Origin of the sequence: Brachybacterium sp. sponge (assembly GCF_001613775.1) — a bacterium.
In the GTDB taxonomy this organism is placed as follows: domain Bacteria; phylum Actinomycetota; class Actinomycetes; order Actinomycetales; family Dermabacteraceae; genus Brachybacterium; species Brachybacterium conglomeratum.
The window spans coordinates 830,159-855,515 of record NZ_LRMP01000002.1 but is presented as its reverse complement, the minus strand read 5'-3'; the positions used below and the strand labels follow the sequence as shown (position 1 = coordinate 855,515).

The 25,357-nt window shown below is 73.3% G+C and carries 19 protein-coding genes; 11 read left to right on the top strand and 8 right to left on the bottom strand.

Going from position 1 to position 25,357, the window contains the following annotated elements:
• The first annotated feature begins 14 nt into the window (after positions 1–14).
• A complete protein-coding gene (locus tag A4A78_RS11785; RefSeq protein ID WP_062949424.1) occupies positions 15–1,847 on the top strand; it encodes a histidine kinase in 1,833 nt (610 codons plus the stop codon).
• Between the two features lie 63 nt (positions 1,848–1,910).
• Positions 1,911–3,002, top strand: coding sequence for an acyl-CoA desaturase (locus A4A78_RS11780; RefSeq protein ID WP_062949421.1), 1,092 nt, complete (start codon positions 1,911–1,913; stop codon positions 3,000–3,002).
• 234 nt (positions 3,003–3,236) lie between these two features.
• Here A4A78_RS11780 and A4A78_RS11775 read toward each other — a convergent pair whose 3' ends face one another.
• On the bottom strand, positions 3,237–4,538 hold the full coding sequence (locus A4A78_RS11775; RefSeq protein ID WP_156488613.1) for a hypothetical protein: 1,302 nt from the start codon (positions 4,536–4,538) through the stop codon (positions 3,237–3,239).
• Between A4A78_RS11775 and A4A78_RS11770 the strand changes: the two genes are divergently transcribed.
• The 5 genes from A4A78_RS11770 to A4A78_RS11750 all read left to right on the top strand — a co-directional run bounded on the left by A4A78_RS11770 (position 4,537) and on the right by A4A78_RS11750 (position 10,738).
• Entirely contained in the window at positions 4,537–5,823 is a 1,287-nt protein-coding gene (locus A4A78_RS11770) for a serine/threonine-protein kinase (RefSeq protein ID WP_062949417.1), read from the top strand. The genes A4A78_RS11775 and A4A78_RS11770 overlap by 2 nt on opposite strands.
• A gap of 169 nt (positions 5,824–5,992) precedes the next feature.
• Positions 5,993–6,646 carry a DUF402 domain-containing protein gene (locus A4A78_RS11765; RefSeq protein ID WP_062949415.1) on the top strand — a complete coding sequence of 218 codons (654 nt, stop codon included), beginning with the start codon at positions 5,993–5,995 and terminating at the stop codon, positions 6,644–6,646.
• A 34-nt stretch (positions 6,647–6,680) separates the two neighbouring features.
• Positions 6,681–9,230: an aminopeptidase N gene (gene pepN / locus A4A78_RS11760; RefSeq protein WP_062949413.1), complete on the top strand. Its 2,550-nt coding sequence runs from the start codon at positions 6,681–6,683 to the stop codon at positions 9,228–9,230.
• Between the two features lie 70 nt (positions 9,231–9,300).
• Positions 9,301–10,251, top strand: coding sequence for a mechanosensitive ion channel family protein (locus tag A4A78_RS11755; RefSeq protein ID WP_062949411.1), 951 nt, complete (start codon positions 9,301–9,303; stop codon positions 10,249–10,251).
• Between the two features lie 34 nt (positions 10,252–10,285).
• A complete protein-coding gene (locus tag A4A78_RS11750; protein WP_062949409.1) occupies positions 10,286–10,738 on the top strand; it encodes a globin in 453 nt (150 codons plus the stop codon).
• Between the two features lie 63 nt (positions 10,739–10,801).
• Here A4A78_RS11750 and A4A78_RS11745 read toward each other — a convergent pair whose 3' ends face one another.
• A complete protein-coding gene (locus A4A78_RS11745) occupies positions 10,802–11,323 on the bottom strand; it encodes a thioesterase family protein (protein WP_062949876.1) in 522 nt (173 codons plus the stop codon).
• 53 nt (positions 11,324–11,376) lie between these two features.
• On the opposite strand from A4A78_RS11745, the gene A4A78_RS11740 reads away from it, so the two are divergent.
• Positions 11,377–12,312: an acyl-CoA thioesterase II gene (locus tag A4A78_RS11740; RefSeq protein WP_082835307.1), complete on the top strand. Its 936-nt coding sequence runs from the start codon at positions 11,377–11,379 to the stop codon at positions 12,310–12,312.
• 66 nt (positions 12,313–12,378) lie between these two features.
• On the opposite strand, the gene A4A78_RS11735 is transcribed toward A4A78_RS11740, so the two are convergent.
• Positions 12,379–13,698, bottom strand: coding sequence for an ABC transporter substrate-binding protein (locus A4A78_RS11735; RefSeq protein WP_062949407.1), 1,320 nt, complete (start codon positions 13,696–13,698; stop codon positions 12,379–12,381).
• A 41-nt stretch (positions 13,699–13,739) separates the two neighbouring features.
• On the bottom strand, positions 13,740–16,304 hold the full coding sequence (gene glgP / locus A4A78_RS11730) for an alpha-glucan family phosphorylase (RefSeq protein ID WP_062949405.1): 2,565 nt from the start codon (positions 16,302–16,304) through the stop codon (positions 13,740–13,742).
• Positions 16,305–16,613: 309 nt separating this feature from the next.
• On the opposite strand from glgP, the gene A4A78_RS11725 reads away from it, so the two are divergent.
• Positions 16,614–18,131, top strand: coding sequence for a hypothetical protein (locus A4A78_RS11725; RefSeq protein ID WP_062949403.1), 1,518 nt, complete (start codon positions 16,614–16,616; stop codon positions 18,129–18,131).
• 165 nt (positions 18,132–18,296) lie between these two features.
• Here A4A78_RS11725 and ettA read toward each other — a convergent pair whose 3' ends face one another.
• The 3 genes from ettA to A4A78_RS11710 all read right to left on the bottom strand — a co-directional run bounded on the left by ettA (position 18,297) and on the right by A4A78_RS11710 (position 21,971).
• On the bottom strand, positions 18,297–19,979 hold the full coding sequence (gene ettA, locus A4A78_RS11720; protein WP_062949401.1) for an energy-dependent translational throttle protein EttA: 1,683 nt from the start codon (positions 19,977–19,979) through the stop codon (positions 18,297–18,299).
• Positions 19,980–20,142: 163 nt separating this feature from the next.
• The gene (locus A4A78_RS11715) at positions 20,143–20,835 is read right to left on the bottom strand and encodes an HAD family phosphatase (RefSeq protein WP_062949399.1); all 693 of its coding nucleotides are present in this window, start codon (positions 20,833–20,835) and stop codon (positions 20,143–20,145) included.
• A complete protein-coding gene (locus tag A4A78_RS11710; RefSeq protein WP_062949397.1) occupies positions 20,832–21,971 on the bottom strand; it encodes a PDZ domain-containing protein in 1,140 nt (379 codons plus the stop codon). Before A4A78_RS11710 ends, A4A78_RS11715 begins: the two co-directional genes overlap by 4 nt.
• A gap of 83 nt (positions 21,972–22,054) precedes the next feature.
• Between A4A78_RS11710 and A4A78_RS11705 the strand changes: the two genes are divergently transcribed.
• Positions 22,055–23,668, top strand: coding sequence for a zinc-dependent metalloprotease (locus A4A78_RS11705; RefSeq protein WP_231881025.1), 1,614 nt, complete (start codon positions 22,055–22,057; stop codon positions 23,666–23,668).
• Positions 23,669–23,732: 64 nt separating this feature from the next.
• A complete protein-coding gene (locus A4A78_RS11700) occupies positions 23,733–24,350 on the top strand; it encodes an NUDIX hydrolase (RefSeq protein ID WP_231881024.1) in 618 nt (205 codons plus the stop codon).
• Positions 24,351–24,453: 103 nt separating this feature from the next.
• Here A4A78_RS11700 and A4A78_RS11695 read toward each other — a convergent pair whose 3' ends face one another.
• Positions 24,454–25,044 carry a M48 family metallopeptidase gene (locus A4A78_RS11695; protein ID WP_062949393.1) on the bottom strand — a complete coding sequence of 197 codons (591 nt, stop codon included), beginning with the start codon at positions 25,042–25,044 and terminating at the stop codon, positions 24,454–24,456.
• Positions 25,045–25,357 lie beyond the last annotated feature (313 nt).

The following is a 25,357-nucleotide window of genomic DNA, read 5'->3' as shown; positions in this document are numbered from 1 at the left end:
TCCGGCGCGCTGCCATGTTCCTGGTCCCTGACCGGCGCAGCCTGCGCCGGCTCGGGCCGGACCTGGCGCTGCTGTTCACCGGGCTCCCGCTGACCCTGCTCGCCGCGGCGCTGCTGCTGCCCCTGGCCGCGATCTCCGCCGCCCTGGCGATCCTCTGGGTGGGGGTGCTCCTGTTCCCCCTGACGCTGAACCTCTCCTCTGCGTTCGCCCGCTGGGACCGCATCCGCCTGCGGCGCTGGGGCCTCGGGGTATCCGAGGCCCGGTACCGGCCGACCGAGCCCGGGGCCCGAGGTCATCTGCGCCGCCTCGGCGACCCACGGCGCTGGCTGGACCTCGTCCTCGAGGGTCTGGTCGCGCTGCCGATCAGGGTGCTCACCGCGACCGCGACGCTGGCCTGGGCCCTGGGGGCGCTCGCGGGGCTCGGCTACGCGATCTGGGGCCGGCTGCTGCCCCCGCAGGTGTGGGAGGTCCCCGGCCAGTGGGCGCTCGCCCTGGTCGCCGGACTCCTGCTCGCGCTGACGCTGCCCGCCGTGGTGCACCTGCTCGCCCGCTTCGACGCGGTGGTCACCGCTCCCCTGCTGGGCGGTGAGGTCACCGGACCTCGCTTCCCCGCTTGGCCGGGGAGCATGCCGGCGGTTCTCCCGACCTCCTCGGAGCCGGTGCCGCGCGAGACCGCGTGGAGCCGGATGACCATCGCCTTCCTCGCCTTCGTGCTGGTGGTCGTCGCCTGGCCGGTCACGGCGGTGGTCTACGACGTCCATCCGGCCGTCGCGATGGTCGTGACCACCGCGGCGGGCGCCTCCGCCGTGGCCGGTGCACGCTGGCCGTGGGCGGGGCTCTCCCTCTCGGCCGTGGCGGCGCTCGCGATGATGCTCGCCACCGCCCCCGCGCACCAGGCGGCGCCCTGGCCGTGGCCGGTCACCGCGCTGCTCGCCCACTGTCTCACCCTCGCGGTCCTCGCCGTCTTCCACCGCTGGTACTGGGTGCTGTCGGCCTGGTCCGCCGGGGCGGTGCTGACCCTGGTGTCGCTGCTGGTGACCGACCCCTCCGAGATGCCCGACGGCACCCTGCGCGCGGTGATGACCAACGGGGTGGTCCTGGTCGCGATCAGCGGCGGGGTCGTGCTGCTGGGCCTCACCGCGCGGCAGTGGATCCTGGTGCGCGGCCAGGTCGAACGCGCGCGGACCGTCAGCGCCGAGGAGATGCGCCGACGGCGCGAGCTGGAGGAGCGCGGGCGCATCGCCCGCGAGCTGCACGACGTGGTCGCGCACTCCATGTCGGTCATCACGGTCCAGGCGGGCACCGCGAGGTTCCGCCTGCAGCACTTGGACGAGGCGACCGTGAGCGAGTTCGAGGACATCGCCGCCTCCTCCCGCCAGGCGTTGGGCGAGATGCGCGCGCTGCTCGCGATCCTGCGCACCGAGGACTCCCTGGACGAGATGCCGATGCAGGGGCTGGACGACGTCGAGGACCTGGTGGCCTCCTCCCGGAGCACGGGTGCGAGGATCACCGCAGAGCTCGAGGAGGTTCAGGCTCCGCCGACGGTCGGCCTCACCGGCTACCGCGCGGTGCAGGAGGCGCTCAGCAACGCGCTGCGCCATGCGCGCGGGGCGGAGATCGAGGTCCGCGTGCGCGTCAGGGACTCCACCCTGGTGATCAGCGTCCTGAACGGTCCCCCGCCGGCCTCGGACCCCCTGCAGGACCCGATCCCGGGCGCCGGACTGGGCCTGGCCGGAACGCGGGAACGGGTGCGCGCGCTCGGGGGCAGCGTCGAGAGCGGGCCGACGCCGGACGGCGGTTTCGCGCTGCGCGTGCGGATCCCGCTCGCGGGACCCCTACCGGGGTAGGGGCCCGAAGTTCGCTCCGGCGGGGGACGCGGATGACGGCGCCCGTCGCCTACCGTCGACACCATGACCACCACCGCCGTTCCGGCCGCGGGCCCGTATCGCGCCGCCGCGCACACCCGGGACTTCTTCGAGCTCACGCAGCGCGTGAAGGATGCGGGCCTGATGGGCCGCGACGTGCGCACCTACATGGTGCGCACCGCTGTGCTCGCCGCCGCGCTCATCGGCGCGTTCGTCCTGCTGCTCACGCTGGGCGGCACCTGGTGGCAGCTCGCCGTCGCCGCACTGTTCGGGGTCCTGTTCACCCAGGCAGCGTTCCTGGGCCACGACGCCGCGCATCAGCAGGTGTTCTCCAACGGTCGCCGCAACGAGTGGTTCTCGCGGGTGATCGGGAGCCTCGTGGTGGGGCTGAGCATCGCCTGGTGGAACCGGAAGCACAGCAAGCATCACGCCCATCCGAACACGATCGGCCGCGACGGCGACATCGCCGGCGGCGTGCTCGTGTTCGTCCCGGGCGACCAGGAGGGACGCACCGGGTTCATGGGGTGGCTCGCCCGTCACCAGGGGTACGCGTTCATCCCGCTGCTGAGCCTGTTCGCGTTCGTCCTGCACTATGAGGCGATCTCCACCCTGCTGCGCCGGGACCGGGTCAAGCACCGTGCTCTCGAGCTGACCCTGGTGCTCGTGCGGATCCTCGGCTTCCCAGCGATCGTGCTGCTCACCCTCGGTCCCGGCCTCGGTGCAGCCTTCCTCGCAGTGCAGTTCGCCGTCTTCGGCATCACCATGGGAGGGTCCTTCGCCCCCAACCACAAGGGCATGGCGCTGATCCCGAAGGACCTCGAGGTGGACTTCCTGCGACGCCAGGTGCTCACGAGCCGCAACATCACCGGTGGCCGCATGATGAGCATCGCGATGGGCGGTCTGGACCTCCAGATCGAGCACCACCTGTTCCCGCGGATGCCCTCGGCGAACCTGCGCAAGGTGCAGCCGATCGTCAAGGAGTTCTGCGCCGAGCGCGGCATCACCTACACCGAGACCGATCTCGTCTCCTCCTACCGGGTCATCATCCGCTACCTGAACCGGGTGGGGCTCGGCTACGCGGATCCCATGGACTGCCCGCTGGCCGCGCAGCTGCGCGGGGCACCGGTCGGGGCCTGACGGACCGCACCGGTCGGCGCGCCGCCGACGGTCCCGGCGACCAAGAGCCCCGCGACCCCTCGATCCGGCTCGAGCAGGTCGCCCTTGCCTACGGCGAGGACGGGCGCGAGCGGATCCTGATGATGTTCGAGGGGGCGGTCCTCGAGCAGGGCACGCACGAAGAGCTCATGGCCCGCGGCGGGGACTGCGCCCGCCTGCGGGAGGCCCGGGCCGGCTGACGCCGCGGCGGTGCGCTCAGGTGCGGCGGGGGCGCAGCACGAACGCCCCGGCCGCGGCGAGCGCGAGGCCGACCAGACCCAGAGCGCCCGCCCCGGCCAGGCGCAGCACGACGGCCGTTCCGGGGCCGGTCCGGATGTCCCCGAGCTCGAGCACCGGACCCTCGGCGGCGTCCTCGGCGGGATCGCCCTCGACCTCGAGGGTGAGGATCAGGCGCACGCGCTCGTCCCCGGCGGGATCGGCCCCGGCCGTGCGCTGCATGCGGTGCATCTGGATCGTGTAGGTGCCCGGCAGCCAGGCACTGCGGATCGAGTCCTGGTCCGAGGCGCGGTTGCCGAGGTCGACGGGCGCCGCCATCCCGCCGCCGCGCACTGTGCCGGAGGAGCCGATCGCCGAGCGCCCGCCGTTCACCGCCACGGGGGCGCGGACGGCGTCTACGACCCGCAGGGAGAGCTGGCCCGGTTCGTCCTCCGGCGCCGAGACGATCTCGGTGCGCCAGCGCAGCCTCTGCCCCTCCTGCACCTCGAGGCGCAGCAGAGCAGTCTCCCCCGGCACCAGCTCGAGCACGTAGGAGCCCGGGTCGACCTCGCGGGCCTCCGCGATGGAGCGACCGGGCTCGAGCGGCTCGGGGTCCTCGGGGGCGACGGGCCGGGCGCCGTCGTCCTCGAGCGGCTCCTCCAGAGCGGGGGCGCCGCCGCCGAGGCCGGCCGGCTGCACCGCGAGCTGGAGCTCGACGGGCAGCGGGTCCTCGCGATCCTTCGGCCCCTCCCGGGCGACCTTCACGAACAGCTCCTCGCCCGCGCAGCCGTCGGGCCCCATCGCCCCGGAGACCGCGGTGGTGGTGATCGGACCGTCGCCCTCCTGCGACTCCCCGACGTCCGTGCGGCCCGAGTCGTCGCACGCCTCGCCGCCGGCGGTGAGGAAGGAGACGTCGAGGGTCAGCGGCGTGCTCTCCTCGGGCAGACCGCCGGCGACGGGCGGGGCGGCGATCGTCGCCGCGGCATGCACCCTCTGGCCGTCCTCCACCGCGATCCGGTAGTACTTCACGGTGCCGTCCTCGCCGCTCTCGGCGCCGCCGCGCTCGAGGACGTCCCGGTGCAGCCCGGGATCGAGCGACGGGGCCTCGGCGAGGGACGCGCCGCCGGAGACCTCGGGTCCCTCGGCGGCGTAGGCGATCGCGGGCGGCTCGCCCTCGGCGAGGACGGGACCGGCAGGGACCGGACCGGCGAGCGCGGGCAGGACGGGCACGGCGAGCACGAGAACGCCGCCCGCCGCGAGCAGTCGCGGGGCGGCGCGGGGCGGGAGGGGGTGCCCTAGCATGACCACCATCATGTCCGATGTCATCGCCGGCCGCATCGCGCTGCTCGAACCCCTCGCCCGGGGCGCCTCCGGCTCCCTGTGGCGCGCCGTGGACCGTCGCTTCGACGCGGTGTGCGCCGCGAAGGTGATGCGTCAGCGGGACGGCGCCGAGGTGCTCCGCTTCGTGCGCGAGCAGGCCGCGGGCGGCATCGGGGCGCACCCCCATCTGCTGCCGCCCTACACCTGGGTCGCCGAGGACGACACGATCGTGCTGGTCATGCCGCTGGTGCACGGCGGGACCCTGGCCAGCGCCGTCGCCGAGCACGGCCCCCTCTCCCCCTCCCTCGTCGCGCATCTGCTGCGCCAGCTGCTGGACGCGCTCGCGGCGATGCACGCGGCGCGCTGGGTGCACCGCGACGTGAAGCCCGCGAACCTGCTGCTGGACAGCACCGGCCTCGGAGCACCGCATCTGCTGCTCGCCGACTTCGGCATCGCGCTGCACGAGAGCGACATCCGCCTGACCGAGACGGGCCTCGTCCACGGCACCCCCGGCTTCATGGCCCCGGAAGCGCTCGAGGGGGACACCGGCTCGGCCGCCCAGGACGTGTGGGCGGCGGGGGCCTGCGCCCTCGAGGCCCTGGACCCGCGCCCTCCCCGCGAGCGGCCCGATCCCGCCCGGGCCCTGGACCGTCTCGAACGGGCGCTGCGCCGCAGCACCGACCCCTCCGCCGCGGGGCTCGGCGCGCTGCTGCGCTCGCTGCTCGCCGCGGACCCCGCGCGGCGTCCGGGCGCCGCGGAGGCCCGGGACATGATCCCCTCCGACCTCGGGCCGGTCGAGCGGTGGTCCCGCAGCGCCTCCGGGACGCGGTTCGCGGTGCACGACCGGATCGCGGCCGAGGACGGCCGGGCCGAGGTGCCGCTCGAGGGCCCCGGATCGCTCGCCGGTGCGACGCCGGGCCTGCACGAGCGACTGGACGCGCGCTCCGCGGCACGGTCCGCGCCCGCGGTGTCGGGAGCGCCCGCGGTCTCGGGAGCGCCCGCGGTGTCGGGAGCGCCAGCGGCATCACCCGCGCCCGCGCCGGCACCCGCGCCCTCGACGTCGGCCGCCGGGACCCCGCCCGCCCCGACCGTCCGGGCCCGATGGGAGGACGCCACCACCACCGAGCGCGTCCTCGAGGCGCCGACCGCCCAGGACCCCCGACCCGCGCCCTCGCGGCGCCGCCTCGGGCTCGGCGTGCTGCTGCTCCTCCTCGCGCTGCTGTGCCTCCTCGGCGCGGCGGGCCTGGCCTGGACCGCGCTGACCTGAGCCGACGCTCCGACTCGGCGCCCGCCGCGACGGCGTGCCGCCACCGGCTGAGATGACGACGAGGTAGGGTCGCCCCATACGCCTACCCCTCCACGGGCAGCGCAGCCCCGGCCCGGTGGCCGGTCGGTACGGGGCGTCCGCGGAGGCCGATCCGGCCGGGACCTCCACCATGTCTTCCACCCCGCGCTGGTCGCCCGGCGACCAGGTGACCTGGACCTACTACACCCCACAGCACCCCACCCGCACCGTCCGCCCCGGCACCGTCGTGCTCGACGACGACCGCGGCGTGGTGGTGTGGATCGCCCCCGGCACCGAGGTGCTGCTGCCCGTGCTCGAGTCCGGGGCGGCGCTGCGCCGCGCCGGCGACGAGGGCATGTTCACCGCACCCCGCGTGCAGTCCAAGCAGCTCTGGACCGGCAACGGGATCCTCATGATCGGCCTGCCCGACAAGCCCTACTCGATCTGGCTGTTCTACAAGGACGACGGCTCGCTGGGCTGCTACTACGTCAACCTCGAGACCCCCTACGAGCGGACCGAGGAGGGCGTGCGCACCCGCGACCTGGTGCTCGACCTCGTGGTCCTGCCGCGCCGCGACTGGCACTACAAGGACGAGGACGAGCTCGAGGGCGCCGAGCGCACCGGCTACTTCAGCCCCGAGGAGGTCGAGGGGATCCGCGCCGCCGGCCGCGACGCCGAGCGGCACATCGCCGAGTGGACCTACCCCTTCTCCGCCGGCTACGAGTACTTCTTCCCGGACCCCACCTGGGAGCTGCCGCGGCTGCCCGAGCACTACAGCTGGGACCTGGACCTGACCCGACGCTGAGCGCAGGGGCCGGGCCCGGTGGCAGGATGGCCCCATGTCCTCAGAGAACCTCACCCGGGACGAGGCGCGACGCCGCGCCTCCTTCCTCAGCACCGACGCCTACGAGATCCGGCTGGACCTCACCACCGACGAGCGGACCTTCCGCACGGAGACCACGCTGCGCTTCGACGCCGCGGAGGCGCAGGAGACCTTCCTCGACCTGATCGCAGAGGAGGTCCACGAGATCGAGCTCAACGGAGAGCTCCTGACCGATCCCGCCTCCCGCTTCGACGGCGCCCGCGTCCGCCTGCCCGCCCTCGCCGAGGGCGCGAACACCGTGCGCGTCCTGGCCACCGGCCGGTACATGAACACCGGCGAGGGCCTGCACCGCTTCGTCGACCCCGTCGACGACGAGGTGTACCTCTACACCCAGTTCGAGGTCTCCGACGCCCGGCGCATGTTCGCCTGCTTCGAGCAGCCCGACCTCAAGGCGACCTACCAGCTCACCGTCACCGCGCCCGACCACTGGCGTGTCATCTCCAACTCCCCCACGCCGGAGCCGTCGGCCGCGGGCGAGGGCACGGCGACCTGGACATTCTCCCCCACCGAGCGGATGTCCACCTATCTGGTCGCGCTGATCGCCGGCAATTACCAGGGCGGGACCGGCGAGGTCACCGCGCGCGACGGCCGCACGATCCCGATGGGCGTCTTCGCCCGCGCCTCCCTCGCAGACCACGTCGACGCCCAGGACGTCATCGACGTGACCCGGGCCGGGATCGAGTTCTACGAGCAGGCCTTCGACCAGGACTTCCCGTTCCGCAAGTACGACCAGGTCTTCGTGCCCGAGTACAACATGGGCGCGATGGAGAACCCCGGCGCGATCACCTACGTCGAGTCCTACGTCTTCCGCTCCGACGTCGCCGACGCGGTGCGCGAGCGGCGCGACCTCACCATCCTCCACGAGCTCGCCCACATGTGGTTCGGGGACCTGGTGACCATGCGCTGGTGGGACGACCTGTGGCTGAACGAGTCCTTCGCCGAGTACGCCTCCACCCTCGCCAGCGCCGAGGTGACCCGCTGGGACGACGCCTGGACCACCTTCGCGCTGTCGGAGAAGAGCTGGGCCTACCAGCAGGACCAGCTGCCCTCCACCCACCCGATCGTCGCCGACATGGTCGACCTCGAGGCCGTCGAGACGAACTTCGACGGCATCACCTACGCCAAGGGCGCCTCGGTGCTGCGCCAGCTGGTGGCCTACGTCGGCCGGGAGGAGTTCTTCGCCGGCGTGCGCGCCTACTTCGCGAAGCATGCCTGGGGGAACACCGAGCTGAGCGATCTGCTGACCGAGCTCGAGGCCACCAGCGGCCGCGACCTGACCCGCTGGGCGCAGCTGTGGCTGCAGCGCTCCGGGGTCAACACCCTCGCCCCCGTCATCGAGCACGACGCCGACGGCGCCGTCTCCCGCTTCGCGATCCGGCAGACCGCCCCGGCGGAGCACCCGGTGCTGCGCCCGCACCGCCTGCAGGTGGGCGGCTTCTCCCTGCAGGACGGGAAGCTCGTGCGCACCGAGACGCTCGAGCTCGACGTCGACGGCGAGCTCACCGAGGTGCCCGAGCTCGCCGGGCGCCGCGCCGACCTCTGGCTGCTCAACGACGGCGACCTGACCTACACCAAGGTGCGCCTGGACGCCGACTCCCTCGCCGTCGCGATGGAGCACCTGCGCGACCTCGAGGACCAGCTGGCCCGCACCCTGCTGTGGTCCGCCGCCTGGGACATGGTGCGCGACGCCGAGCTGCCCAGCCGCCGCTTCCAGCAGCTGGTGCTCGCGAACCTCACCGGGGAGAGCTCCTCCTCCGTGGTCCGCACCCTGCTCCAGCAGCTCGAGTCCGTCGCCGGCCCCTACGCCGCCGCGGAGGAGCGCGCCGGCCGCACCGAGCAGGCGGCCGACGCCATCTGGGCCCTCGCCCAGGAGGCCGAGGCCGGCTCCGACACGCAGCTGCAGCTGCTGGAGAGCTTCGCGCGCCTGGCCCGCACCACCGAGCACCGCAGCACCCTCGAGGGGCTGCTCGGCGGCGGCATCGCCCTGCCCGGCCGCGAGATCGACACCGATCTGCGCTGGAAGCTCGTGATCTCCCTGGCCGTGCTCGGCGGGATCGACGCCGCCGGCATCGACGAGCAGCTCGCGGCCGACGACACCCAGTCCGGCCGCAAGCACGCCCTCACCGCCCGTGCCGCGCTGCCCACCGAGGTCGCCAAGGCCAAGGCATGGCGCCGCACGGTCGAGAAGGACACGCTGGCCAACGAGTCGGTCACCGCGGTGGTGCAGGGCTTCCGCCGCGTCACCGACGAGACGCTGATCGCCCCGTACCGTCCGCGCTACTTCGAGGAGATCTCCCGGATCTGGGCGGAGCGCTCGAACGAGATCGCGACCCGCCTGGTCTCCGGCTACTTCCCGCACTCCTACGGCGGGCAGGGCGTGCTCGACGCCGCGGACCAGTGGCTCGCCGACTCCGAGGACGCGCCCTTCGGCCTGCGACGCATCATCATCGAGGGCCGCGACACCGTCGCCCGCCAGGAGCGGGTGCGCGCCGCGGACGTCGAGTGAGCCGACGGTGACGAGCCTCGCCCCGTCCGGGCCATGACGGCCCCGGCGGGGCGAGGATATCGTCGAGGACATGCCTGACGACTTCCCTCCCGACCTCGCCCCCCTGCTCGCGACGCCCTCCACGGACGAGGCGCTGAGCCTCGCCGATCAGCTGCTCCAGTGGCTCGCCACCAGCGGCGTGAAGATCGTCGTGATCCTCGTGGCAGCCACCGTCCTCAGCCTGGTGGCCGGCTGGCTGCTGCGCCGCTTCTTCACCACGATGGTGCAGTCCGGCTCCCGGATCTCGAACGCGGCGAGCACCGTCATCAAGCGCGACCCCCGCTCGCAGAAGGCCGCACAGGCACGCCGCGAGCAGCGCGCCGAGACCCTCTCGAACGTCGCCCGCAACGTGGCCCGCGCCGTGATCTGGGCGATCGCGTTCATGATGATCCTCTCCGAGATCGGCGTGAACATCGCCCCGGTCATCGCCAGCCTCGGCGTGGTCGGCCTGGCCGCCGGCATCGGCGCGCAGACGATCATCAAGGACGTCGTCGCGGGCATCGTGATGCTCTTCGAGGACATCGTCGCCGTCGGCGACTGGGTGGACCTCGAGTACGCCGAGGGCACCGTCGAGTCGATCAACCTGCGCGCCACCCAGGTGCGCGGCGTGGACGGCGTGCTGTGGACGGTGCGCAACGGCGAGATCATCCGCGTGGGCAACTACGCGCGCGGCTTCTCCAACGCCGTGGTCACCCTCGACATCGACGCCGGCGCCGACGACGAGAAGGTCTCCGAGGTCCTCGAGCGGGTCACCGCCGAGTTCGCGGCGGACCCGAAGTGGAAGGAGCCGGTCCTCGCCCCGGCGGACATCTCCGGGATGCTCTCGGTGGACGGCAACAGGTACCAGCGCCGTGTCGTCGTCCAGACCGTCCCCGGTCAGCAGTGGGGCGTCGAGCGGGAGCTGCGGGCACGGATCCGCGCCGGCTTCTCCGATGCCCATCTCGCCTTCGCCCTGCCTCGCTTCGTCGAAGCGGGGAAGTGACCCCCGCCCGCCCCCGAACAGACGGAGCACGACCATGACCACCCCTGCAGGCCGCTCGCCCGAGCAGCAGAGCTTCTACGACGCCGTCGGCGGTGCGCCGACCTTCGCCCGGCTCGTCGAGCGGTTCTACGAGGGCGTCGCCGAGGACCCGCTGCTGCGCCCGATGTACCCCGAGGAGGACCTCACCGGGGCGAAGCACCGCCTGGAGACCTTCCTCGCCCAGTACTGGGGCGGGCCGAAGACCTACGGCGCCGAGCGCGGGCATCCGCGGCTGCGGATCCGCCACGCCCCCTTCCCCGTCTCCCCCTCGGCGCGGGACGCCTGGCTCCGCCACATGCGCGTGGCCCTGGACGAGCTGGAGCTCGCGCCGCTGCACGAGCAGACGCTGTGGGACTACCTCGAGCGGGCCGCCCACTCGATGCTCAACACCGTCGACGGCGGCGAGGCGCCCGCGGCCGGGCAACAGGTCCCCGACCGGCTCTCCTGAACCGGCCGGCGCGCCCGCCCACGGCCGGGGTGACCTCCCCGGGACCGTTGATCCCTCGGCGGGTCAGTCCCGGAAGGTCAGCGGCTCGCCCGTGAAGGCGCGCAGCGACTCGCGGACCTCCTGCTCGAGGCGGACCGGGGAGCCGCTCGCCGCATCCACCAGCACCATGACGGTGCGGGCGCGGGCGTAGGGCGCCCTGCCCTCGGGATCGTCGCGGGTGAGGACGAGATAGTCCGCGCTCAGGCTCGCCCCGCCGATCCGGGAGAGCCACAGCCGCACCACCACGCCATCGCGGCGGTGGCCGAGCTGACGGGCGTACTCGATGCGCTGGGAGGCGATGACCGTGGCGAGATCGGCGCCGGCGCCGCTGATCGGCAGGGCGGCGGGCGGCTGTTGCGCCCCGAGCTCGAGCTGCTCGGGCGAGGGCTGCCAGAAGGCCGCGATGCGCGCCTCCTCGAGCAGGCGCACCATGGCGGCGTTGTTCACGTGCCCGTAGGCGTCGAGGTCGGTCCAGCGCACGGGGACGGGCACGTCCAGCGGTGCGGGGTGCTCGGGCGTGGCGTCGGTGGTGATAGAGAACTGCATGATGCTCATGCTAGATCGCCGGACCGGCACGTCCTGACCAGTACGATCGGGGCATGACCGCCTCGAACCCCGACCATGCGCGCGTCGCCGCGGGCCTCGTCGACCTGCTGGACCTCCGTCCCGTCGACGCCGCGGGGGCGGCATCCTCCCCCACCGCCGTCACCGTCTACGAGGGGGACTCCTCCCCGCAGCCCGGCGGTCACGTGTTCGGCGGCCAGGTGATGGGCCAGGCCGTCACCGCGGTGGGCCGCACCGTCCCGGAGGGCCGTCGGATCCATTCGATGTACTCCTACTTCCTCGCCCCGGGCGATCCCGCGCACCCGATCCGCTTCGAGGTCGACGCGCTGCGCGACGGCGGATCCTTCTCCGTCCGACGCGTGCTCGCGACCCAGCCCGGCCGCACCGAGGAGGAGGGCGAGCGCACGATCCTCGCCATGACCGCCTCGTTCCAGGAGGAGCAGGAGGGGCTCGAGCACGCCGAGCACGCCCCCGAGGCCCCGGACCCTGAGGGGCTGCCGACGACCGCCGAGGTGCTCGCGGGCATCGAGCACCCGGTCGCCGAGTACTGGTCCACGCAGCGGCCGATCGACATCCGCCACGTCACCGACCCGATCTACCTGCGGCCCGACGCGAACGGCGGCACGATCGACGCGCAGATGGTGTGGATGCGCACCCTCGCCCCGGTGGACGCGGACCCGCTGCTGCACGACTCGATCCTCGCCTTCGCCAGCGACTACACGCCCTTCGAGCCGATCCTGCGCAAGCAGGGCCTGAGCTGGATGACGCCCGGTCTGAAGATGGCGACCATCGATCACGCGATCTGGTGGCACCGCCACGTGCGGGCCGACGAGTGGCTGCTGTACGTCCAGCGCTCCCCCTCCGCCTCGGGCGGGCGCGGCCTCACCCACGGGCAGATCTTCGACCGGTCCGGGGAGCTCGTCGCGACGGTCACGCAGGAGGGCATGATCCGCGCGCCGCGCCGGGGCTGATCCGCAGCGGCTGATCGGGCTGGGCTGTGATCCGGCGGGGCTGTGCTCCGTCGGTCCCGCCGCCGGTCAGGACATGACCGTGCGGGCGGCCTCCTGGGCGCGGGGCAGCGCCTTCTCCGCCGTGGTGTCGCCGCGGAACACCTCGGCGATGATCGCGAGGGCCTCGCCGGTCGCCTCCGCGGAGCGGGCCCCGTGCTCGGGGAGGGCCGGCTCCTGCGGCACCTCCACCGCGGTGACGTCCACACCGACGCCCGCCCAGCTCTCCTCCCACGCGCCGCGCAGGTCGCGGTGCGCGGGGATCCCGAGGCGGTTCTCGGCCAGCGGGCGCTGGCCCTCGACCGAGCCGAGCCAGCCCAGCAGCCTCCCGATCGCCGCGGCGCGGTCCTCGTCGTCGGGATCCACGCCGGCGGCCGCGACGGAGTGCACCAGCGGACGGGCGCCCTCGGGCCCCGAGACCACCGGGTGCAGGGTCCACTCGAAGGCGCCGTCGATCTCCTCGACGAGGGTGTGGAGGTCGTAGGTGCCGGTCTGCAGCAGCCCCAGTCGCCCGCCGACGAAGAGCTCCCGGCAGCGGCCGGGCTCCTCGACGGTCTCGGCCGCGGCGGGCGCGAGATGGGCGGAGGCGAGGTCGGCGAGGTACTGGATCGCGGCGACGCCCTGCTCGGTTGCGAGGGTGACGGCGCCCTCTTCGTCCTGCCAGGCCCCGCCCTGCCCGGCGAGGAACGGGCCGAGCACCGAAGAGCGGTCGGGGTGGGCGCTGAAGCCGTGGCTGGTGCGGGCGGCGGGGTCGAAGCCCTCGTCCCCGGGATGGCGGCCCTCCCCGTCGGCGGTGAGGGCGGTGGCGAGCTCCCGCAGCGGATCGGAGCCCGCGCCGGGGTCGTAGACCAGCGCGGAGGCGTCCCCGCCTGCGGCGGCGACGAGGCCCTGGTTCGCGATCAGCAGGCTCTGGTCGTAGTACTGGGGCACGCCCCACAGCGTCTCGTCGATCCGGTGGAGGTCGGTGGCGACCTGCTCCCAGGCGGAGCTGTCGCGCCCGACGATCTCGCCGACATCCAGTAGCACCTCCGCGGCGTGGGTCTCGGCGAGATGGGCGGTGTTCATCCACAGCACGTCGGGCAGGGTGCCGCCGGCGACGTCGAGCGGCAGCTGGGTCCAGTAGTCGTCCCAGCTCAGCACCTCGAGCTCGACCTCGATGCCGCTGTCCGCGGTGAACGCGGCCAGCGACTCCTCGTAGGCGGCGCCGGCCGCCTCGCTCCACACCCGCATCCGCAGCCGGTCGCCGTCCTCGAGCTCGGCAGGGGCGCCGCGGGAGCAGCCGGAGAGGGCCCCGACCCCGGCCAGTCCCGTCGCGGCGGCGGTGAGCAGGAGCTGTCGACGGGTCGGCACGGGTTCGAGGCCTCTCTGAAGGGTGCGTCGGGCGGGGAGCCTCAGGCGGTGGTCACCAGCCCGAGCTCGGCGCGGGAGGACAGCACCGGATGCTGCGGGGTGACCCGCACGGTGCAGCCCACCCGGCCGGGGACGGCGAGGGCGAAGCGGGCGGCGAAGCGCCCGTCGTCCCCGCGTCGCAGCGGGATCAGCTGCGGATCGATGATCTCATCCCCGTCGGCGACCTCTCCCAGGACCGCCTCGACCAGCACGTCCTCGTCCGCGAGGCCTGCGAGGTCGACCTCGGCCGAGAGGGTGACCTCGGCGCCGGTCGCCACCCGGTCCTCGGTCGTGCCCTCGAGGCGCACATCGCGCACGGCGACCTGCGACCACTTCTGGCCCACGCGGGCCTTCCAGCCGGTGAACGCCCCGGCCAGCACGGGATCCGCGGCGAAGGCGCCCGCGGCGCGAGAGGCCGGGAGGTAGAGGTCGGTGACGTAGTCGCGCACCATGCGGGCGGCGGTGATCTGCGGGGCGATCCGCACCAGGGAGGAGCGGACCTTCGTCATCCAGCCGCGCTGCATCCCGCGCGCGTCGCGCTCGTAGAACAGCGGCGCGATCTCCTGCTCGAGGATCTCGTACAGCGCCCCGGCCTCGATCCGGTCGCGCTCGACCTGGTCGGCGACGTCCGCGGTCGGGATGGTCCACCCGGCCGCGTCGTCCTTCATCTCGTCCCACCAGCCGTCGGAGATCGAGAAGGTCAGACCGCCGTTGAGCACGGCCTTCATGCCCGAGGTGCCGGAGGCCTCCTCGGGGCGGACGGGGTTGTTCAGCCACACGTCGGCGCCGGCGATCAGCACCGAGGCCATGCGGATGTCGTAGTCGGGCAGGAACACGATCCGGTGGCGCACGCCGTGGTCGTCGGCGAACTGCACCAGCTGCTGGAGGAACTCCTTGCCGGGGCGGTCGGCCGGGTGGGACTTGCCCGCCACGACGATCTGGACCGGGCGCTCCTCGTCCAGCAGGATCCGCTTGAGGCGCTCGGGATCCGAGAGCATCAGCGTCAGCCGCTTGTAGGTCGAGACGCGGCGGGCGAAGCCGATGGTCAGGACGCCCGGGTCGAGGATGTGGTCGGTCCAGGCGAGCTCGGCCTCGTCGGCCCCGCGGCGCAGCCAGGAGTCCTTCACGTGCTTGCGCGCCATCGCCACGAGGTCCGCGCGCAGCGCGTCCCGGGTGGAGGTGAGCTCGTGGTCCGTGAGGGCCGACAGCGCGCTCCAGTCCGACATGGAGGAGATGTCGACGTCGCCGAGCGCCTTCTTGTACAGGTCGTCCATGTGCGCGGAGGTCCAGGTGCGGCGGTGCACGCCGTTGGTGACCGAGCCGATCGGGACCTCGGGCACGTCGAAGCCCGGATACAGGTTCTGGAACATCCCGCGGGAGACGGCGCCGTGGAGCTTCGCGACGCCGTTGGAGCGCTGGGCGATGCGGAAGCCGAGCTGGGCCATGTTGAAGATGTCGCCGCCCTCCTCGATGCCGAGCGCGAGCGCGGCCTCGACCGGGAGGGAGGGGATCAGGCGGGAGAGCCCGTTCTCGTCGGCGTCGAGGTAGCCGCGCAGCTGCGAGGCGTCGAAGCGGTCGATGCCGGCGGGGACCGGGGTGTGGGTGGTGAAGACGGTGCCGGCGCGCACCTCGGCGACGGCCTCGGAGAACCCGGCGCCGCCCTCGATCAGGCGACCCACGCGCTCCAGCCCGGAGAACCCGGCGTGGCCCTCGTTGAGGTGGAAGACGGTGGGGGCCGGTCCGCCGGTGACGCGGGCGTACTCCTGCACGGCGCGGACGCCGCCGATGCCCAGGACGATCTCCTGGACGATGCGGTGCTCGTGGTCGCCGCCGTAGAGGCGGTCGGTGATCTGGCGGGCGGACTCGTCGTTGCCCTCGACGTTCGTGTCCAGCAGCAGCAGCGCGACCCGGCCCACCTGGGCCTTCCACACCGCGATCGCCACGTCGCGGCCGCCCGGGAGGGTCACGCGGACGGTGAGCTGGGTGCCGTCCTGCTCGAGGACGGGCTCGACGGGGAGGTCGGCGGGGTCGTTGAGGCGGTACTCCTCCTGCTGCCAGCCGCTGCGATCCAGGGACTGGGAGAAGTAGCCCCACTGGTAGAGCAGGCCGATGGCGGTCAGGGGCACGCCGAGGTCCGAGGCGGACTTCAGGTGGTCGCCGGCGAGGATGCCGAGGCCGCCGGAGTAGATCGGCAGGGTGGGGGTGATCCCGAACTCCATGGAGAAGTACGCGATCGAGGAGCCCTGGCCGGTGCCCTGCTCGCCCGGGACGGTGCGCTGGAACCAGCGGCCGGAGTCGAGATAGGTGCGCAGGTCCCCGACCTCGGAGCGCATCCGCGCGAGGAAGGACTCGTCCCGCGCCGCCTCGGCCAGGCGCCCGGCGGGCACCATGGGCAGCATCGCGAAGGGGTTCTCGCCGCTGTCGACGAAGGCCTGCGGGTCCAGGCTGCGGAACAGGTCGACGGTCTGTCGACGCCAGGACCAGCGCAGGTTCAGCGCGAGATCGCGCAGGGGGGCGAGGGCGTCCGGGAGCTCGGAGGCGACGGTGATCGTGGAGATCGGCTTCATGACCCCAAGATACCCGAGACGGGCGTTCTTCTTGCAGGGGACTTGCGTGTCGGGATCGCCGAAGTCCGGGAGAATTTCTGGACCCTCACCAGCACTGTTGGGACACCTTCCGTTCATCCGCGCGAGTGGCCGCTACGATCTGTCAACCCTCTTGCAAGAACTTTCAGCGGCGTCCGCCCCGGTCCATCCCTCCTCGTCGTCCCCGTTCCGCGCGCTCTGCGCCCGCGACGGCGCTCCTGCCTGCCACAATGGGGGCGGCACCGTGGGGGCGGTGCCGTCGACGAGAGCACAGCGCATGGAGGGGCCGGGATGGTCAGCGAGGCAGCGACCGGGGACGTCATGGATCTTCCCGGGATCCCGGAGGACACGATCGATCTCGGGGAGCGGCTCGATCCGGTGCGGACCCTCCTGCGGCGCACCGCGGGCGGGGACCGTCGCGCGGCCGGTGCGCTGCTGGACGTGCTCGGACCGCGGATCCACGGTCTCGCGGTGCACGTGACCGGCTCCGCCGCCCGCGCCTCGGCGCTCACCGTCAGCGTGCTGCGCTCGTGCCTGCGCGATGCCGCAGATCTCGCGGCGAGCGGCCTGCCCGGCGAGGCGGCGGTGCTGGACCGGGCCCGACGCGCGGCGCTCGCGACCCGTCCCAGCGGCGACGTCCGCTCGCTGGTCTCCCCCGCCGCCGCGAACGACCGCACCCGCGACCGACGGGAGGTGGATGTGCTGAGGGTCCTGCTCGGCCTCCCGCTTCCCCAGCGCGCCCTCGTCGAGTCCGCCGCGCAGGGCCGCTTCGCGGCGACGGGGGCCGAGCGGCCGGGAGCCGCGACCGCCCTCGCCCAGGTCCTCGACGCGCTCGTGCCCCTCGGCGGCCCGGAGGACCCGGAGCTGCGGGCCCTGGCCGCCCTCGACGCCCTGGCCCTCGCGGACCCCTCGGAGCGGGCACGGCTGAAGGAGATCGCGCGAGGTCCCGAGACCGCGGGCGTGCACCGCCACGCGATCGAGGCGGCGGCACGGCTGACGCTCCTGACCGCCGTCCCGCCCTCGCGGGACCTGCATGTGGCCGTGCTCGAGGGCTTCGCCCCGGAGCCGGTCCCCGCCCCGGAGCCCGAGGCGGCATACAGCGGCGACTACGCGACCCCGGTGCTGGGCACGGACTCGCAGCGCCGCGTGGTGGGGCCGCCCGCCCGTCCCGGCGCCGCACCGGCCGCGGCGCCCGGGGCGTCGGCCCCCTCGGCCCCGACGCCCGTCCCCTCCGGCGGCGAGCAGGCCGGCCCGGACGCCGCCCCCTCCTTCGCCTTCCGCCCCGGCGACGAGGCGGAGCGCGGCCGCCGTGCTCGCCGCCGACGCCGACAGCAGGCCCGCGCCGGGACGCCCCGCACCCCCTGGATCTCCCGCGCGCTCGCCGCGCTCCTGGCGGTGACCGCCCTGGTCCTCGGCGGACTGCTGGTGACCACCCGCGGCGATCTCGCCGAGGCCGAGGAGTTCACCGACACCTGGGCGACGCTCTCCCTCGCCCCCGAGGCGCAGCTCGTGCCCGGGCTGAGCGACAACGGCGCCTGGCAGGCGGTGATCGCGGAGGACGGCGTGGCGCTGCACGCCGAGGGCGTCGCCGGCTGGGACGGCGAGGTGCTCGAGCTGTGGGGCGAGACCGACGGGGTCGCGCGGAGCCTGGGCGTGCTGGACCTCTCCCGCGACGGCGAGATCTCGTTCACCGCCGACGGGACCGCCGATCGGCTGCTGGTCACGCGGGAGATGGCGCCGGGCAGCGGCTCCGGCTCCCCCTCCCCGCGAGTGGTGGCGACGCTCGACCCCGGGATCAGCGGCATCTGAGCGAGGCGCTCGTCGGGCGCGGACCGCGGCCCGGCGTCGGCGTCCGCCCGGGCCGCCCGGCCGGCGAGACGCCAGGCCAGGACGATGCCGGGACGGCGGAAGGGGCCGATCACCTCGCGGTGATGGCCCCTTCCGTCGGCTGGACCGGTGCTCCCGGCCCGGACCTCAGTCGCGGGTCAGGCGGCGGTAGGTCACGCGGTGCGGGCGCGCGGCCTCCTCGCCCAGACGGGCGACCTTGTTCTCCTGGTAGGACTCGAAGTTGCCCTCGAACCAGTACCAGTTCGCCGGGTTCTCCTCGGTGCCCTCGTAGGCGAGGATGTGGGTCGCCACGCGGTCCAGGAACCAGCGGTCGTGGGAGACGACCACGGCGCAGCCCGGGAACTCCAGCAGCGCGTTCTCGAGCGAGCCGAGGGTCTGCACGTCCAGGTCGTTCGTCGGCTCGTCCAGGAGCAGCACGTTGCCGCCCTGCTTGAGGGTGAGCGCGAGGTTCAGGCGGTTGCGCTCGCCGCCGGAGAGCACGCCGGCCTTCTTCTGCTGGTCCGGGCCCTTGAACCCGAACTGGCTGACGTAGGCGCGCGAGGGGATCTCGACCTTGCCGACCTGGATGAAGTCGAGCCCGTCGGAGACGACCTCCCAGAGGTTCTTCTCCGGGTCGATGTTCTCGCGGTTCTGGTCGACGTAGCTGATCTTGACGCTCTGGCCGATCTTAAGCTCGCCGCCGTCCAGGGGCTCGAGGCCCACGATGGTCTTGAACAGGGTGGTCTTGCCGACGCCGTTGGGGCCGATGACGCCCACGATGCCGTTCGGCGGCAGGGAGAAGGAGAGCCCGTCGATGAGCATCCGCTCGCCGAAGCCCTTCTTCAGGTCCTTCGCCTCGATCACCTGGTTGCCCAGGCGGGGGCCGGGCGGGATGGTGATCTCCTCGAAGTCGAGCTTGCGGGTCTTCTCGGCCTCCGCGGCCATCTCCTCGTAGCGGGCCAGACGGGACTTGGACTTCGCCTGGCGGCCCTTGGCGTTGGAGCGGACCCAGTCCAGCTCCTCCTTGAGACGCTTGGCGAGCTTCTGGTCCTTCTTGCCCTGGACCTGGAGGCGCTCCTCCTTCTTCTGCAGATAGGTGGAGTAGTTGCCCTCGTAGGGGTAGAGGTGGCCGCGGTCGACCTCGGCGATCCACTCCGCGACGTGGTCGAGGAAGTAGCGGTCGTGGGTGACGGCGATGACGGCGCCCTCGTACTGCTGGAGGTGCTGCTCGAGCCAGAGCACGCTCTCGGCGTCGAGGTGGTTGGTGGGCTCGTCCAGCAGCAGCAGGTCGGGCTTCTCCAGCAGCAGCTTGCACAGCGCCACGCGACGGCGCTCACCGCCGGAGAGGTGGGTGACGGGCTCGTCGCCGGGCGGGCAGCGCAGCGCGTCCATCGCCTGCTCGAGCTGCGAGTCGAGGTCCCAGCCGTTCTGGGCATCGATCTCGGTCTGGAGCTTGCCCATCTCCTCCATCAGCGCGTCGAAGTCCGCGTCGGGCTCGGCCATCTCCTCGCCGATAGCGTTGAAACGCTGGACCTTCTTGAACAGCTCGCCCATGCCCTCCTGGACGTTCTCCAGGACGGTCTTGGACTCGTCCAGCGGCGGCTCCTGCAGCAGGATGCCGACGCTGTAGCCGGGGCTGAGGCGGGCCTCGCCGTTGGAGGGCTGGTCCAGGCCTGCCATGATCTTCAGGATCGTCGACTTGCCGGCGCCGTTGGGGCCGACCATGCCGATCTTCGCGCCCGGGTAGAAGCTCATGGAGACGTCATCGAGGATGACCTTGTCGCCCACGGCCTTGCGGGCCTTGTACATCGTGTAGATGAACTCTGCCAATGTGGTGTCCTTGTCGGAGAGCGGTCGGAGTGCTGGTCTCTCACCGGCGCGCCGCAGGGCGGTGCCGCACGGGAGTCGTCGCGATGACCGACTCTACCCCGCCCGCCCTCGGCGCGACCCGCCCGGGCCCGGCTCGGGCCGGCCAGATGGAGGTCGAACCGGCTCAGTCCGTCGGGACGCCGCGCTCGGCGAGCACCCGCCGGGCGATGCTCACGCCGGGCTCGGCGCCCTCGCGGTGCGGATCGCCGTTGCGGGGCCAGAGATGCGCGTCGATGCCGAGCTCCCGGGCGGCCTCGACGTTCTCCGCGCGGTCGTCGAAGAAGATCACCGCCGAGGGGAGCCGCACTCCCCCGGTCTCGTGCGCCAGCACGTCCAGCAGCACCTCGTAGATCTCGCGCTCGGGCTTCATGGTGCGCTCCTCGGCGGAGATCACCGCGAGGGTGAAGGCCTCGAACCAGTCGGCCTTCCGCACCGTCTCGCCGAAGGCGGCCGAGGCGTTGGACAGCAGCGCCATCCGCACATCGTTGCGGGCGAGGTCGTGCAGCAGCGCGCGGGAGTCGGGCTCCAGGCGCAGGAAGTAGCGGTTGTCGGCATCCTGCAGCTCGTCGATCTCCGCAGCGGTGAGCTCCTCCACGCCGGCGGCGCGGGCGACCGCGCCCCAGTACTCGGCAGGGCTGGTGCGGCCGGCGTCGTAGTCGCCGCGCTCGGCCCACAGCGCCTCGCCGACGGCCTCGACGTCTCCGCCGAGCAGCGCGTGGATGTCGGGGACCGGGTCGTGGCCGGCGCTCAGCACGCCGCCGAAGTCGAAGACGACGGTGGGGCGCTGCGGGGCGCGTCGGCGGTTCTTCTTGCTCATGGGGTCACGTCCTCACAGGTGGGGAGTCCTTCGACGGTGCCGGTCTCGGCGATGGTGGTCGTCGCCTCGAGGGCCTCCTCGAAGGTGCCGACGGCGACGACCTCGAGCCCGTCGGGCTCGTAGCCGACGACCTCCTCGCAGTTCGCGGAGGGGGCCAGGAAGAACTCGGCGTCGGACTCCTCCGCTCCGACCATCTTCTGGCGGATCCCGCCGATGGAGCCGACGGTGCCGTCCTCGGCGATGGTGCCGGTCCCGGCGATGGCGTGCCCGCCGGTGAGGGCCCCCTCGGTCAGCTCGTCGTAGACGGACAGGGAGAAGATCAGCCCCGCGCTCGGGCCGCCGACGTCGCCGACGGCGATGTCGATGTCGAGCGGGAACTCGTGGCCCTCGGCGAGGATCACCCCCATCCGCGGCGTGCCGTCGACGAGCTCGGTGGGGACCTGGAGGTCCTTCTCCTCGCCGTCGCGGCGCACGGTCATCTCCACGTCCTCGCCCTCGGGCACGGCGGCGATGAGGTCGCGATAGCCCTGCACGTCGCCGGCGGTCTGCCCGCCGACGGAGACGATCACGTCACCGCCCTCGAGGGTGCCGGCCGCGGCGCCGTCCTCCTGGACCCCGGCGATCATCACGACGTCGCGGTACTCGATGTCGAGCTCGTCCAGGGCGACCGCGACGGCGTCCTGCTGGGAGGTGCTCATCGCGGCGGTGTTGGTCAGGGTGGTCTGCTCGCGGGTCTGCCCGTCGGGGAAGACCGCCTCGCGCGGCAGCACCATCTTGGAGCGGTCGAACCAGGCGACGACGACCTCGACGGGGGTGACCCGGTAGCCGGGCCCGCCATCGACGGAGACCGTGGTCATCATGAGCGACCCGTCGGTGGGGTGGGTCTCGGCGCCGTCGATGACGAGGATCTCCTCGTCCTCCCACTCGCCGAGCACGTCGATGGCGGGACCGGGCCGCTCGATGACATAGGGCACGGGGAGCAGGGAGCCGCCGAGGATCATCGCGCACAGCAGCACGAGCATCGTCAGGGCGAGTCGGGGCCGGGCGAGCTGCGCGTCGTCGATCGCGCGCGCGGCCGCCGCGCGCACCCCGCGGCGGCGGGCAGGGGGCGTGGGGTCGTCGGTCACCCGGCCCATTGTGCCGCACCGGGCGGGGCGGTCAGCTCGCTGCCGGGGTGCGGTCGGTACCCTGGGGACCCCACGGACCGCAGGAGGTGGCCATGAGCGATGCCCCGATCCCGGGTGGACCCGGTGACATGGACGAGGAGGCGCTGAAGCGCTTCCTGAAGGAGACCTTCGGGGACGCGCTCCCCGAGGGAGCGCTGGACGGGCTGGACCTCTCCGCCCTCGCGCAGCAGGCGAACCTCCCCCAGGACCCCGCGCAGCTGCGCGCGGCGGCCGCCCAGATGCAGCACCTCTTCTCCGCCCAGGGCGACAGCCCCGTGAACTGGCAGATGGCGGAGGATCTCGCGCGTCGCACCGCCGCCGGCCAGGTGACCCTGCCGGGCGTCGAGACGCCGTCCGGCACGCCGGGCGATCCGAGCCCGTCGGCCGAGCAGGTCGCCGAGCTGCGCCAGGCGGCGCAGGTGGCGCGGCTGTGGCTGGACCCGGTGCTCGCGATCGACGTGCCGTCCGCGGAGCTGCAGGTCTACGGCCGCGGCACCTGGCTCGCGCGCACCCTGCCGCGCTGGAAGCCGATCGTGGAGCCGGTCGCGAAGTACATGGCCGGCGCCATCGGCGAGGCGATCAGCGCGCAGATGGGGCAGATGGGCGATCTCGGCGCCATGGGCGCGGCCGGGATGCAGATGCCCGGCGGCGGCGATCCGGCCGGGATGATGGAGCGCATCGGCGGGACGATGTTCGGCGTCCAGTTCGGTCACGCGATCGGGGCGCTGGCCCGGGAGATCTCCGGCACCACGGACCTGGGGCTGCCGCTCGGCCGCGACGGCGAGCCGGCGCTGGTCGCTGCGAACGTCGAGGACCTCATCTCCGCGCACTCCCTCGACCCGGCGGCGACGCGGATCTTCCTCGCCTCCCGCGAGATCGCGCACACCGCCCTGTTCACCGCCGCGCCGTGGCTGGGCCGCGCCCTGTTCTCCGCGATCGAGGACTACTCCCGCGGGATCACCCTGGATCTCGACGCGCTCGACGAGATGGTGCGGGACCTGGACCTCTCGGACCCGCAGTCGATGCAGGCGCGCCGGCCCGAGGAGATGTTCGTCTTCACGCGCCGCGCCTCGCAGGAGCGGGCCCTCGAGGAGCTCGCGACCACCCTCGCGCTGATCGAGGCGTGGGTCGACCACGTCACCACGAAGGCGCTGACCGGCAAGCTGCCGGACCTCGAGGCGCTGCGCGAGGTGCTGCGCCGCCGCCGCGCGGCAGGCAGCCCGGCCGAGCAGATGCTCTCGAAGACCATCGGCATCGAGATGCGGCCGCGCCGCGTGCGCGAGGCGCTGTCCTGGTGGGAGTCCGTGCTGGCCACCGAGGGCGAGTCCGGCCGCGAGGCGAAGTGGGACCACCCCGACCTGCTTCCCACGGCGGAGGTGCTCTCGGGCACGCCGCAGGCGCCGAGGACCGATGCCGCCGCCCCGGCCGAGGGCGCGGAGGAGCTCGCCGACGTCACCATCCCCGTCGACTTCGACGCGGAGCTCGAGAAGCTGCTGTCCGGCGAGGGCGTGGACGACGCGCCCCGCGAGGACGAGCAGGGCCGGCTGCGCGAGGACGGCGAGGGCTCGGGCGACGGGGGCACCGACGACGGCGGTTCGGACAGCGGCGACTCCGACGGGTCCGGCACCGACCAGGACGGGAACGGCCCGGCGGGCGATGCCCGCTGAGGTGGACGACGGCACCGCGGACGCCTCGCCGGTGGCGGACGGGGCTCCTGCCGCCGAGCCGCCCGTGAGCGCTCCGACGTCGTCGGCCGCGCCCGAGCCGGCGTCGGCAGAGCTCGCCCTCGCGCTCGAGGGCGCGGCCTCGACGCCCGACCTCGCCCGGGAGTTCCTCGACCTGCTGACGGGCGTGCCGCGCACCTTGTACCGCGACGGCGGGCCGCGCCATCTCACCGCGAGCGCGATCGTGACCGATGCGCCGGGCGAGCACGTGGCGCTCGTCTGGCATCTCAAGGGCCGCTTCTGGGTGCAGCCCGGCGGTCATCTCGAGGACGGCGAGACGAGCCTCGAGCAGGCGGCGCGGCGCGAGGTCGCCGAGGAGATCGGTCTGTCGGGCCTGGAGCGCATCGGCGAGGGCCCGGCGATGCTCCACCGTCACGGGCTGGACGCCGCCTTCGGGCGGTGCCAGGAGCACTGGGACGTGCAGTACCTGCTGCGCGCCCCGCGCCCGGCCGCTGAGATGCCGCTCAGGGCGAGCGAGGAGTCGGGGGACGTGCAGTGGTTCCCCTGGCCCTCCCGCACTCCCCTGCCCGGCACGGCGGCAGGGCTGCTGCCGGAGGGCGTGGTCCCGGACCTGCCCGCCGCGCTGGATGCCCTCGGGGAGCGTTTCGGGACGCTGCTGCGCTGAGCTGCAGCGCTGAGCTCCACCGCTGAGCTCCGGCGTCGAGCGGTCCTGCGCGTCCTGTGCTCGACGGAGCCCGCGCGCGCAGCACCGCCCGCCCCGGCCGCGCTCAGGACTCCCCGGCGGCCTCCTCGACGTCGTCGCCGTCCAGCGGCGGCATGTTCTTCGCCCAGGAGACCCCGTCGAGGAATCCCTGCGCCTTCTCCGCCTGCGGGTAGGCGGCCATCAGCGCCTTGAACTCGGGCCCGTGGCCGGGCACGAGCAGGTGCACCAGCTCGTGCATCATCACCGAGCGCACCACGTAGTCCGGCATGCCCTGCAGCTGGTGCGAGAGCCGGATCGTGCCGTCGGCCGGGGTGCACGAACCCCAGCGGGTGTTCTGGCGTGTGGACCACGTCACCGAGGCGGGGTGGGCCCGGCCACCGAGATGCGCCTCACTGACCTCGCGCGCCATCCTCATCAGCTCGGCGTCGCTGCGCCTCGCGGGGGTGCTGCGCGCCTCCCGCGCGACCATCTGGTCGACCATCTTCCGTGCCCAATCCCGCTCCTGGCGGGCGCTGAAGGAGGCGGGGATCGCGACCACGATGTCGCCGTCGCGCCTCGTGATGGACACGGTGCGGCGCCGGCGGGCGCTGCGCCGCACGAGCACCCGCTCCCCGCGGGGCCCGCTCAGCTGCTCATGGTGGACCAGATCATTCATGGGGCAAGCCTGGCACGCTCGGTCGGCGAAGTTTTTTCGTCCACAGCTGTGCACTGCGAAGGGGCCGGTCAGAGCGTCGTGACCGGGGACGATGACGGTTCCTCCACAGTGTTCACACCGGGTGGGGCCGGCTGTCCACACGATGGGGCCGGTTGTCCACAGTCGGTCCCCGGTCCGTCTTTGACCCGCCTGGTCCGCAGGGGCTAGGTTTCCCTGCACGTAGGACCCCGGGATAACTAGCAGGACGCACACGGGGAAGGTGCGCGTGGTGCTGAGCGCCCCCGGGGTCCTACGGCCCAGGTCGGCCTCACGC

Bases quoted from the DNA above. Each gene is read 5' to 3' on its own strand.
- A4A78_RS11785 (WP_062949424.1), top strand. From the start codon at position 15: ATGTTCCTGGTCCCTGACCGGCGCAGCCTGCGCCGGCTCGGGCCGGAC.
- A4A78_RS11780 (WP_062949421.1), top strand. From the start codon at position 1,911: ATGACCACCACCGCCGTTCCGGCCGCGGGCCCGTATCGCGCCGCCGCG.
- A4A78_RS11770 (WP_062949417.1), top strand. From the start codon at position 4,537: ATGACCACCATCATGTCCGATGTCATCGCCGGCCGCATCGCGCTGCTC.
- A4A78_RS11775 (WP_156488613.1), bottom strand. From the start codon at position 4,538: ATGCTAGGGCACCCCCTCCCGCCCCGCGCCGCCCCGCGACTGCTCGCG.
- A4A78_RS11765 (WP_062949415.1), top strand. From the start codon at position 5,993: ATGTCTTCCACCCCGCGCTGGTCGCCCGGCGACCAGGTGACCTGGACC.
- pepN (WP_062949413.1), top strand. From the start codon at position 6,681: ATGTCCTCAGAGAACCTCACCCGGGACGAGGCGCGACGCCGCGCCTCC.
- A4A78_RS11755 (WP_062949411.1), top strand. From the start codon at position 9,301: ATGCCTGACGACTTCCCTCCCGACCTCGCCCCCCTGCTCGCGACGCCC.
- A4A78_RS11750 (WP_062949409.1), top strand. From the start codon at position 10,286: ATGACCACCCCTGCAGGCCGCTCGCCCGAGCAGCAGAGCTTCTACGAC.
- A4A78_RS11745 (WP_062949876.1), bottom strand. From the start codon at position 11,323: ATGCAGTTCTCTATCACCACCGACGCCACGCCCGAGCACCCCGCACCG.
- A4A78_RS11740 (WP_082835307.1), top strand. From the start codon at position 11,377: ATGACCGCCTCGAACCCCGACCATGCGCGCGTCGCCGCGGGCCTCGTC.
- glgP (WP_062949405.1), bottom strand. From the start codon at position 16,304: ATGAAGCCGATCTCCACGATCACCGTCGCCTCCGAGCTCCCGGACGCC.
- A4A78_RS11725 (WP_062949403.1), top strand. From the start codon at position 16,614: ATGGTCAGCGAGGCAGCGACCGGGGACGTCATGGATCTTCCCGGGATC.
- A4A78_RS11715 (WP_062949399.1), bottom strand. From the start codon at position 20,835: ATGAGCAAGAAGAACCGCCGACGCGCCCCGCAGCGCCCCACCGTCGTC.
- A4A78_RS11710 (WP_062949397.1), bottom strand. From the start codon at position 21,971: ATGGGCCGGGTGACCGACGACCCCACGCCCCCTGCCCGCCGCCGCGGG.
- A4A78_RS11705 (WP_231881025.1), top strand. From the start codon at position 22,055: ATGAGCGATGCCCCGATCCCGGGTGGACCCGGTGACATGGACGAGGAG.
- A4A78_RS11695 (WP_062949393.1), bottom strand. From the start codon at position 25,044: ATGAATGATCTGGTCCACCATGAGCAGCTGAGCGGGCCCCGCGGGGAG.